Origin of the sequence: Lutibacter sp. TH_r2, from assembly GCF_033101135.1 — a bacterium.
Classification (GTDB): domain Bacteria; phylum Bacteroidota; class Bacteroidia; order Flavobacteriales; family Flavobacteriaceae; genus Lutibacter.
On the sequence record NZ_JAWMPV010000005.1, the window covers coordinates 204,167 to 213,780 of the forward strand.

The following is a 9,614-nucleotide window of genomic DNA, read 5'->3' on the forward strand; positions in this document are numbered from 1 at the left end:
TTATTTTTTATTTTTTGAAAAACCTGTATAAATCATTATAAAGATATAATGCCTTCAACTTTTTCTGCATCTTTATATTTTTGAATAACATTTTCAGCTTTTTTCATAACTACTAATATTGATAAACTAGTAAATTTACCTGTTTTTGAAGCTTTTTTGGTAATCACAGCTCCTTCATGATTAAACATGTTTTCTACTTGTAAAATTTTTTCTTCATTCGAAGGAACAATAAATTTAAACAAGTACTTTGAAGGAAATTTAGTATCCTTTTTTAATTTTTTTTGAAGTTTTTTATAAAATTGATCTCTAGAATCCATATATATCTTTTATATAAAGGCTAAACAATTATAATACCAACATTAATTTGTTAATATTAGCTGACAAAATTACATTAATATTTTTACTAAATCCTTATTTTTGCATTATGCAACAAAAAATTGTAATTATAGGTGGTCCAGGAACTGGCAAATCAACAGTAATTAACGAGTTAATTAAAAGAAATTATACTTGTTTTGAAGAAATTTCAAGGCAGGTAACTTTAGATGCTCGAGAAAGAGGAATTGAACAGCTATTTTTAAAAAAGCCATTACTATTTAGTAAATTATTATTAGAAGGAAGAGTTAATCAATACCTTGAAGCTGAAAAAACAACAAGTGATTTAGTATTTTTTGATAGAGGAATTCCCGATGTACATGCTTACATGAATTATATTAGTATCGATTACCCAGATATTTATATTGAAAAAAGTAAATTTCATAAATACGATTATATTTTTTTAATGCCACCTTGGGAAGAAATTTATATTTCAGACAATGAACGTTATGAAAGTTTTGAACAAGCACTTGCTATTCACAATCATTTAGAACGCAGCTATAAAGAAATTGGCTACCATATAACTGAAGTTCCAATTGGAACAGTTGAAGAACGTACAGATTTTATTTTGAATGCCATTAAATAATGCTTTCAATAACAGAAATATTGAAAAAATATTGGGGATTTTCAGAATTTAGAGAACCTCAAGAAGCTATAATTCAATCAGTTTTAGAAAAAAAAGATACACTTGTTTTATTACCTACAGGTGGAGGAAAATCGCTTTGTTATCAAATACCTGCATTAGCTCAAGAAGGTATTTGCATTGTAGTTTCACCTTTAATTGCTTTAATTAACGACCAGGTAACTAGTTTACAACAAAAAGGAATAAAAGCAGTTGCTTTAACTTCTCAACTATCGGAAGATGATTTAATTAGAGCCTTTGACAACCTTCAGTTTGGAGATTATAAATTTTTGTATTTATCACCCGAAAAATTTCAATCGGCTTTAGTTCAGGAAAAAATTAAACAATTAAATGTTAGTACAATTGCTATTGATGAAGCGCATTGTATTTCAGAATGGGGACACGATTTTAGACCTTCTTATTTAAAATTAAATACGTTAAGAGAATTAAAACCAAATGCTACAACCATTGCTTTAACGGCAACAGCTACTAACAAAGTTTTAAACGATATACAAAAGCAACTAGAACTTGAAAATGCTGTTTTGTTTAAAAAATCTTTTAAACGCACAAACCTAAACTACAATGTAATACATACAGAAGATGTTTACGGAAAACTTCTTCAATTATTAAATAGATTAAAAGAACCTTCAATTGTTTACACAAATAACCGAAAACAAACAAAAGAGGTTTCCTCCTTTTTAAATAGAAATGGCATAAAAAGTTGTTATTATCATGGTGGACTTTCTGTAACAGAAAAAAATTCTGCTTTTGAGCTTTGGATGAACGAAAAAACTCCTACAATTGTGGCTACAAATGCTTTTGGAATGGGAATAGATAAAGCAAATGTAAGGTGTGTAATTCACATTAATATTCCACAAAGTATTGAAAACTATATCCAAGAAGCTGGTAGAGCTGGTAGAGATGGAAAACCATCATATGCTATTGCTATTACCAACAAATCTCAATTATTTGAAGCTGAACAAAAGTATAATAACACTATAGCGTCAACAAGCTTTGTAAAAGAAATATACAATCATTTAAACCAATTTTTTAGAATTTCAATAGGCGAACTTCCAAATCATGTTTTTGACTTTTCTTTACAAGAGTTTTGTGTAATTTACAAACTAAACTACCTTCAAACATTTAATGCCATAAAAGTTTTAGAACGAGAAGAAGTGTTGCTTTTAGATGAAAATTACTCAAAAAAATCTACCTTAAAATTTATTGTTTCAAATAACCAAGTATTAAATTTTATTGAAAACCATCCAAAATTAAATCCCTTAATAAATCTTATTTTAAGAAATTATGGTGGAATATTTGAACATTACACGGTTATAAATGAAGCTTTTCTCTCCAAAAAATTGGGGATTCATAAAAATGAAGTAATAAAACAACTCCATATATTAAATAAAGATGGATATGTACATTACAAATTTGAGAATTCAACTTCAAAATTAACTTTTTTAATAGAGCGAGAAGATAATTATACAATTAATAAAATAAAACCTAGAATAGAACAGCAAAACACATTAAAATTAAATAAGCTAAAGGCTGTTTTAAATTATTTTACAAATAATAAAACGTGTAGAAATATTCAATTACTTCAATACTTTAATGAAAAAGTTTCTGAAAATTGTAACAATTGTGATATATGTATTGCAAAAAACAAAAAAATACAAATTTCAACTATTGAACAACCTATTTTAAATCTACTACGTATAAATTCAGAATTAACATCATTTCAAATTTGTGACCTTTTAGAATTAGAAAAAGAACCTGTTTTAAATTCATTAAAAATTTTAATTGAAAAAAATAAAATTGCGATAACTTCGCAGAATAAATTCAAATTATATAAGTAATATGAGAGATTTAAGAATTGTTTTTATGGGAACACCTGATTTTGCAGTTGCAACATTAGACGCTATTCTAAAAGCTGGCTTTAAAGTGGTTGGTGTAATTACAGCTCCCGATAAACCTGCTGGAAGAGGACGAAAATTAAATCAATCGGCTGTAAAAAAATACGCATTAGAACATCAATTAAATATATTACAACCAACCAATTTAAAAAACGAAGATTTTATTGAAGAACTTCGTTCATTAAAAGCTAATCTTCAAATAGTAGTAGCATTTAGAATGTTACCAAATGTTGTTTGGAAAATGCCAGAGTTTGGTACATTTAACCTTCATGCCTCGCTTTTACCAGATTATAGAGGAGCTGCACCAATTAATTGGGCTATTATAAATGGAGAAACTAAAACTGGAGTTTCTACTTTTTTTATTGATGAAAAAATTGATACTGGAAATATTATTTTAAATGAAGAAGTTAGTATTGGAAAGGACGAAATTGTTGGAGAACTACATGATAAATTAATGAATGTTGGAAGTAAGTTAGTTGTTCAAACAGTTCAAATGATAGAACAAGGCACTGTTGAAACAATAAAACAACCTAAAAAAGATACTAAACCTGCTCCAAAAATATTTACTGAAACCTGTAGAATTAATTGGCATGAAAACATTAATACTATTTACAATCTTATTCGAGGTTTAAATCCATATCCAGCAGCATGGACAACTTTAATAAACGGTGATTCTGAAATTAAACTTAAAATTTATACTGTAAAAAAAGAGCTTGAAGAACATTCTTTTACAGTAGGTTCTATAGTAACTTCGAAATCTGAATTGAAAATTGCAGTTAAAAATGGATTTATAAATATAAAAAGCTTACAACTAGCTGGTAAGAAAAAAATGGATACTAAAAGTTTATTAAATGGCTATACTTTTAACCAAAACTCAAAAGTACTTTAAGCCTTATATAATAGGCTTTACAGCGTTTTATCTAGAAATAAGCTTAAGGTTATTAACAAAAGTTATCTTTTATTAACAAAATAGTGTCTTTTTTTAATCAAAACTTGCACAAGCCCTTATTCCGTCTAACTTTGTTATGCTTTTAAAAGCAAAATAAATTGTTTAACCAATAAATTTAATATTAAAATTATGAACAAATCAGAATTAATTGATGCAATGGCAGCTGATGCAGGCATCTCAAAAGTAGCAGCTAAAGCAGCTTTAGAATCTTTAACTGATAACGTAACAGCTACACTTAAAAAAGGTGGGAAAGTTGCATTAGTTGGATGGGGAACTTGGTCTGTATCTCAAAGAGCAGCAAGAACTGGTAGAAACCCTCAAACTGGAAAAACTATTGAAATCGCAGCTAAAAATGTTGTGAAGTTTAAAGCAGGAGCTGGATTTAGCGATGCCGTAAACTAATAAATACAATAATTTATTACTTATAAAAACTCTCTATTAAATAGAGAGTTTTTTTTATTCCTAAATTTTACTATATTTAAAAAAAGAAAAAAACCTATGTCTGCATTAATTCCTGAAAAAGGTAAATTATTAATTTCTGAACCTTCTATTTTGAATGATCAATCATTTAATAGATCGGTAATTTATTTAACAGAACATAATAATGAAGGTAGCATTGGATTTATTATAAACAAACCTACCGAATTTGTTATTAACGATTTGATCCCTGAAATAAATTGCAATTTTACGGTTTATAATGGTGGACCTGTAGAAAAAGAAAATTTATATTTTGTACATAAAATACCTAATAGAATTCCAAACAGTGTTGAAATAGCAAACGGTATTTATTGGGGTGGAGATTTTAATGCGTTAACAGAACAATTAAATAGCAAATCTATTAAACCGTGTGAGATTAGATTCTTTTTAGGTTATTCTGGTTGGTCTGTAAAACAATTAAGCCAAGAGCTAGAAGAAACTTCATGGATTGTTGTTAAAAATAATTATGAAAACATTCTTAATATAAATACTAAAGAAATTTGGAAAAATCAATTACTAAAAATTGGTGGTGATTATAAAATTTGGGCAAATGCTCCGTTAAATCCTTCGTTAAACTAAATTAGGAAGCACTTTATTTATAATGCCTTCTGAAATTTCAGTTTTAAAAACTTTTTTACGATAATTTGTAACTGGCTGAATACCAACTATAACATTTGTAACAAAAACTTCTTCTGCTTTTTGAATGTCAAATGGAGAAATACTTATTTCTTCGCAAGTATATTCTTTAGTTCTATCAAAGTAATCTAATAGTTTAGAACGTACAATTCCTTTTACACATCCATCAGAAATTGGTGGTGTTTTTATAACTCCATTGGAAATAATAAAAATATTACCATTTATTGCTTCTACAACATTTTTCTTTTCGTTTAAAAGAATACAATTATTATAATTGTTTTCACTTGCAAAAATACTTGCTAAAACATTGGTAATTTTATTGGTAGTTTTTAAAGTTGAAAGTAATCCTGAATTTAAATAGAAATCTTTATATAATTCAACTTCATAAGTCTGCTTAATTTCAACTTTTAATTCTTTTGCTTCAATACTATAATTTACTTTATTAGAATTTGGAGTGTATAACCCTCCGTCTTTTCTATATACGGTTAATCTTACACGTGCATCAATCAATTCATTAGCCTCTACCGTTTTTAACACTTCACTTTCAAAAAATTCAAGTGTTAAACCCATAGAAATTTCCATACGCAACATTCTCATTGAAGCCATTAACCTAAAATAATGACTCTCCGTATAAAGAATTTTACCATTCACTACTTTTAAGGTTTCAAACAAAGCATCTCCATATTTAAATGCTCTATTCGTTGAATTAAATAACAATTCGTTATCTGGTTTTAATCTTCCGTTAAAGTTTATCATATTCTAAATTTATGAAACAAAATTACATAAAAAAACCCTGAATAAATCAAGGTTTTTTTAGTTGTTTTTAGTATTTGTATTATTTACGCACCAATGGTATGTTTTAATTCGTCGATTTGATTTTCCCAAAACATTTTAGCTTCATCTACTTCGTCTTCTTCAGCAAAATCAGTTACAATCAAAGCTACATCTTTTGTAATATCATCAATTTCTAGTCTAAATTCAAAATAAGACTTTGGATCTTCATCTTCTTCCCATTTAAATTTTATTTTTTCTTCAGGACGTTCTTGCAAAACTTTTGCTTTTTCTTCAGATCCATCCCAAATAAAAGTAAACATTTCTCCTCTAGAATTTACATTATCTGCAAACCACTCTGATAAGCCAGATGGAGTTGCAAAATATTGGTATAACATTTTAGTTGATGCATGTATCGGGAACTCAATTTCAAACTTAACTTTACTCGACATATTTCTAATAATTTGAAGCACAATATATATAAATTATTGTTTTAAAAAAAATTAACCTATTAAAAAATATAAATGATATTTAGTTGCTATAAAAATAATAATTTTTATATTTGCAATCGCAAAAAAGGCGTGGTAGCTCAGTTGGTTAGAGCGTCGGATTCATAACCCGGAGGTCTGCAGTTCAATTCTGCATCACGCTACAAACATTTAAACCATGTAAATCAGCAGTTTAGCATTCTAAACTGCTTTTTTTATGTTTAAATTAAATGAAATTCTTACTTTTGAATACGAAAGTGCATACGATTTTGCATACGATTTACAAATGAAAAAGAATTATTCGAACCCCAAAATCTACATTGCCAATGGTGATTTAAAAAAACGTTGGTATGTCTATTTCTCTTACAGAAATCAAAAAACAGGAAGATTAAAACGTGTAACTCCATTTTATGGAGATGCTCACAAATACAAAACTAAAGAGGATCGCCTATTTGTACTATCTGTCTATCGCAAAAAAATTCTTGAATTATTAAAACTGGGATACAATCCATTTGAAGATAATCAAGAACTCTATCAGAAACAAAAAAACAAAAAATCCGAGCAACCAGTTAAAACTACTGTTGAAACTAAACAAGAAATAACACCAATAGCTGAACCAGCACCAAAAATAATAAAGCCAACTGGTAAAACTATTGCAGAAGCTTTTGAGTTTGCGCTATCAATTAAGAAAAATGTTGTTGGTGAACGAACTTATGAAGGTTACATTAGTAGACTAAAATCATTAAAAAAATATTTAGATGATAACTATCCAGTTATTAAATACGCTGAACAACTGACTAAAAGTATAATTGTTCAATACTTAAATGCTGTGTTACTTAAAACTAGTGCAAGAAGCAGAAATAATACTCGTATTGCATTAAGTAGTCTATTTCAAATGCTTGAAGATAATGAAATCATTCCTACAAACTTCATAAAGAACATACCAGTATTAAAAGCTATACCTGAAAGAAACAAAACATACACAAAGGAGATCCAAGAACAAATATTCGAGTATTTAGAAAAGAAGGATCCTATACTACTATTATATATTAAATTCATCTCCTATAACTTCCTCCGTCCAATTGAAGTAAACAGATTAAAGGTTGGAGATATTAATCTGGAAGAAAAAACCATTTCATTTAAAGCCAAGAATAGTCCTTTAAAAACAAAAATTATTCCAGATATTTTAATTCAAGATCTACCAGACCTAACAGGATTAAAAAAAGAAAACCCACTTTTTACACCAGATAAATTTGGTGGTGAATGGACAACTTCAGAAAAAAATAAAAGAGATTATTTTTCTAAAAGGTTTAAACGAGTTGTAAAAGAACATTTTAATTTAGGAAAAGATCATGGTCTTTATAGTTTTAGACATACATATATTACCAAGCTGTATAGAAAATTAGCAGAGAACTCCTCTCCTTTTGAAGCAAAAAGTAAATTAATGTTTATCACTGGTCATTCTACCATGGTGGCTTTAGAAAAGTATTTAAGAGATATAGATGCAGAATTACCAGAAGATTATTCAAAATATCTAAAAACACATTAGAATGAACATAGATCCAATACAAACAAATGTTTTTTTAGAAGAGCTAATCAATGTTTACTATCATAAATTTATCATCTATATTCCTGAAGAAGTTATTGATAAAAATGTTTTGAATGAAATTAAGGAGGATATTAAAGATACTTTCTTAAATGATTTTTATTTTTTAGATAATAATTTAGGAAGCTCAAAAGTTAACAATGAAGATGCAGCAGAAGTAAATATCTATTTAGGAGAAAAAAGAACATTTCTACAACAAAACACCTTTAAATTATTAGAAAAGAGTAAAGATTTAAATACAGTTGAATTTTTAATTATAATAGAAAAATACTACGAACAACTCTCTCTTTTTATTTATATCACAGAATGGTTTTGTAAAAACATAAAAAAGTACAAAGGCGAAACTGTTAGCTTAAGTCTTATTGGTGCTTTTAATATCCAATACCAAATGTTTATTGCACATTTGAAAGATGTCTGTAATTATTTTGGATCTTTTATAGATTTTGACAAAGATTTTGACTTTTCAAAAGAAACACTGGTATTACAACACATACCTGAATTAGTTTCTAGATATGTGAAAATTGCAGAAACTCAAAAAAAATCAAAGGTTCAGGAAAAGCCTAAAAATACACTGGAAAAAAAAGAACTGGACCAGTCTAAAAAAACAGATAAGAAAATAACTAACCCAAAGAAAAGAAAACGACCTCAATTAGATGATAAAAAAATAGAAGCTATGATTTTATCAAAAGTGTTTAATGTGGAAGTTTAGAATAAAATATTACTAGAATGTCAGCAAAACAAAAAACAATAATTGAAGATGCATCAATTAACTTTAGACTATCTCCAGAGTTAAAAGAGTGGATAACAAATGAAGCTAAAAAAGAAAACAAAAGTATTTCTAATTATTTGAGAGATCATTTTGAGTCTTATAAAAAAGGGGATTTATATACAGAAGATGTTGACTATTATAAGAATACTTCCTTTATTAATTCAACTTCATTTCTGCAATTGATTGCCTTTGTTTTTAGCAAAAGAAATAATGAATCTTGTACAGCATCTACAAAGCAAATGAATGATTATATCAGTACTATAAAGCAATTACCTAATGAAAATATTCCTGAAGATATAATAACTGAATTTGACAAAGTTCTTATGGACTTGATACGCGTTAAAAATACTGGTTCTGCAATTATTATGACCACATTTCAATTTTGTAAAAGTTCTTTTACTGAACCAGGTTTTAATTATGATTTACTAGAAAAGTACTTACTGGTTGATTTAAAAGCTTATACTATAATTAAAATTTCATAACAAAATTAGCTGCAATATTTCACGTGATACATTTGTGATATTTACGTATTTAAAATATATCACAACTATTTAAAACTATAAAACATACCACAAAAACAATCAAAAAAACCTTTTATTTATAAGAGCTATGTGTAGTTCCTAAAAAAACAACTGGGGTGTATCAATTTTTACAGTGTATATTTATTTGTGATTATTTTTTAAATACAAATAAAATTATTCAGGATCTAACTTTTAAAAACGTGACTGGTACCAGTGTAAATATTTTAGAGTTTTTCATCTAATTCAAAATAAACTGTTATTTGCCATTTCCTACCTGTTCCAGTGTAATAATTGCATAGTTTATAGAATTGTTAAGATTATGAAAATCAAAAATAATCAACCCAACAAACGTTTTTTTTTTATATTATCTACAATTGAAATACGTTAATAAACATGTCTTCTTCTTTATCAAAAATTCTGGATAAACTATCAAAAACAACCTATTATAGAAGTTCAAACCCTTTAAAAATAATTAATTGCGCATATT

At 27.3% G+C, this 9,614-nt stretch carries 11 protein-coding genes and 1 tRNA gene; 9 read left to right on the top strand and 3 right to left on the bottom strand.

The window, feature by feature from the left end:
- Nucleotides 1-35: 35 nt before the first annotated feature.
- Nucleotides 36-317, bottom strand: coding sequence for a DUF493 family protein (locus R3X25_RS14165; RefSeq protein ID WP_317675609.1), 282 nt, complete (start codon nt 315-317; stop codon nt 36-38).
- A 107-nt stretch (nt 318-424) separates the two neighbouring features.
- Here R3X25_RS14165 and R3X25_RS14170 point away from each other — a divergent pair, with 107 nt between their 5' ends.
- The 5 genes from R3X25_RS14170 (at nt 425) to R3X25_RS14190 (ending at nt 4,915) form a co-directional block, all read left to right on the top strand.
- Nucleotides 425-958 (top strand): ATP-binding protein, encoded by a 534-nt coding sequence (locus tag R3X25_RS14170; RefSeq protein ID WP_317675610.1) that lies wholly within the window; start codon nt 425-427, stop codon nt 956-958.
- The gene (locus tag R3X25_RS14175; protein ID WP_317675611.1) at nt 958-2,853 is read left to right on the top strand and encodes a RecQ family ATP-dependent DNA helicase; all 1,896 of its coding nucleotides are present in this window, start codon (nt 958-960) and stop codon (nt 2,851-2,853) included. Before R3X25_RS14170 ends, R3X25_RS14175 begins: the two co-directional genes overlap by 1 nt.
- Before the next feature lies 1 nt (nt 2,854).
- Nucleotides 2,855-3,799 carry a methionyl-tRNA formyltransferase gene (gene fmt / locus R3X25_RS14180; protein WP_317675612.1) on the top strand — a complete coding sequence of 315 codons (945 nt, stop codon included), beginning with the start codon at nt 2,855-2,857 and terminating at the stop codon, nt 3,797-3,799.
- A gap of 189 nt (nt 3,800-3,988) precedes the next feature.
- Nucleotides 3,989-4,261 carry an HU family DNA-binding protein gene (locus R3X25_RS14185; RefSeq protein ID WP_317675613.1) on the top strand — a complete coding sequence of 91 codons (273 nt, stop codon included), beginning with the start codon at nt 3,989-3,991 and terminating at the stop codon, nt 4,259-4,261.
- A 96-nt stretch (nt 4,262-4,357) separates the two neighbouring features.
- Entirely contained in the window at nt 4,358-4,915 is a 558-nt protein-coding gene (locus R3X25_RS14190; RefSeq protein ID WP_317675614.1) for a YqgE/AlgH family protein, read from the top strand.
- On the opposite strand, the gene R3X25_RS14195 is transcribed toward R3X25_RS14190, so the two are convergent.
- Together R3X25_RS14195 and R3X25_RS14200 are read right to left on the bottom strand one after the other, a co-directional pair.
- Nucleotides 4,907-5,728 carry an aminotransferase class IV gene (locus R3X25_RS14195; protein ID WP_317675615.1) on the bottom strand — a complete coding sequence of 274 codons (822 nt, stop codon included), beginning with the start codon at nt 5,726-5,728 and terminating at the stop codon, nt 4,907-4,909. The genes R3X25_RS14190 and R3X25_RS14195 overlap by 9 nt on opposite strands.
- Before the next feature lie 83 nt (nt 5,729-5,811).
- On the bottom strand, nt 5,812-6,195 hold the full coding sequence (locus R3X25_RS14200; protein ID WP_317675616.1) for an START-like domain-containing protein: 384 nt from the start codon (nt 6,193-6,195) through the stop codon (nt 5,812-5,814).
- A 126-nt stretch (nt 6,196-6,321) separates the two neighbouring features.
- On the opposite strand from R3X25_RS14200, the gene R3X25_RS14205 reads away from it, so the two are divergent.
- The 4 genes from R3X25_RS14205 (at nt 6,322) to R3X25_RS14220 (ending at nt 9,088) form a co-directional block, all read left to right on the top strand.
- A tRNA-Met gene (locus R3X25_RS14205) sits at nt 6,322-6,395 on the top strand.
- Nucleotides 6,396-6,448: 53 nt separating this feature from the next.
- Nucleotides 6,449-7,780: a tyrosine-type recombinase/integrase gene (locus R3X25_RS14210; RefSeq protein WP_317675617.1), complete on the top strand. Its 1,332-nt coding sequence runs from the start codon at nt 6,449-6,451 to the stop codon at nt 7,778-7,780.
- Between the two features lies 1 nt (nt 7,781).
- Nucleotides 7,782-8,546, top strand: coding sequence for a hypothetical protein (locus R3X25_RS14215; RefSeq protein ID WP_317675618.1), 765 nt, complete (start codon nt 7,782-7,784; stop codon nt 8,544-8,546).
- Between the two features lie 17 nt (nt 8,547-8,563).
- The gene (locus tag R3X25_RS14220) at nt 8,564-9,088 is read left to right on the top strand and encodes a hypothetical protein (protein WP_317675619.1); all 525 of its coding nucleotides are present in this window, start codon (nt 8,564-8,566) and stop codon (nt 9,086-9,088) included.
- Nucleotides 9,089-9,614 lie beyond the last annotated feature (526 nt).

Excerpts from the sequence above, each read along its gene's own strand:
- fmt (WP_317675612.1), top strand. The coding sequence starts at position 2,855 with ATGAGAGATTTAAGAATTGTTTTTATGGGAACACCTGATTTTGCAGTT.
- R3X25_RS14190 (WP_317675614.1), top strand. The coding sequence starts at position 4,358 with ATGTCTGCATTAATTCCTGAAAAAGGTAAATTATTAATTTCTGAACCT.
- R3X25_RS14220 (WP_317675619.1), top strand. The coding sequence starts at position 8,564 with ATGTCAGCAAAACAAAAAACAATAATTGAAGATGCATCAATTAACTTT.
- R3X25_RS14200 (WP_317675616.1), bottom strand. The coding sequence starts at position 6,195 with ATGTCGAGTAAAGTTAAGTTTGAAATTGAGTTCCCGATACATGCATCA.
- R3X25_RS14195 (WP_317675615.1), bottom strand. The coding sequence starts at position 5,728 with ATGATAAACTTTAACGGAAGATTAAAACCAGATAACGAATTGTTATTT.
- R3X25_RS14175 (WP_317675611.1), top strand. The coding sequence starts at position 958 with ATGCTTTCAATAACAGAAATATTGAAAAAATATTGGGGATTTTCAGAA.
- R3X25_RS14165 (WP_317675609.1), bottom strand. The coding sequence starts at position 317 with ATGGATTCTAGAGATCAATTTTATAAAAAACTTCAAAAAAAATTAAAA.
- R3X25_RS14210 (WP_317675617.1), top strand. The coding sequence starts at position 6,449 with ATGTTTAAATTAAATGAAATTCTTACTTTTGAATACGAAAGTGCATAC.
- R3X25_RS14170 (WP_317675610.1), top strand. The coding sequence starts at position 425 with ATGCAACAAAAAATTGTAATTATAGGTGGTCCAGGAACTGGCAAATCA.
- R3X25_RS14215 (WP_317675618.1), top strand. The coding sequence starts at position 7,782 with ATGAACATAGATCCAATACAAACAAATGTTTTTTTAGAAGAGCTAATC.
- R3X25_RS14185 (WP_317675613.1), top strand. The coding sequence starts at position 3,989 with ATGAACAAATCAGAATTAATTGATGCAATGGCAGCTGATGCAGGCATC.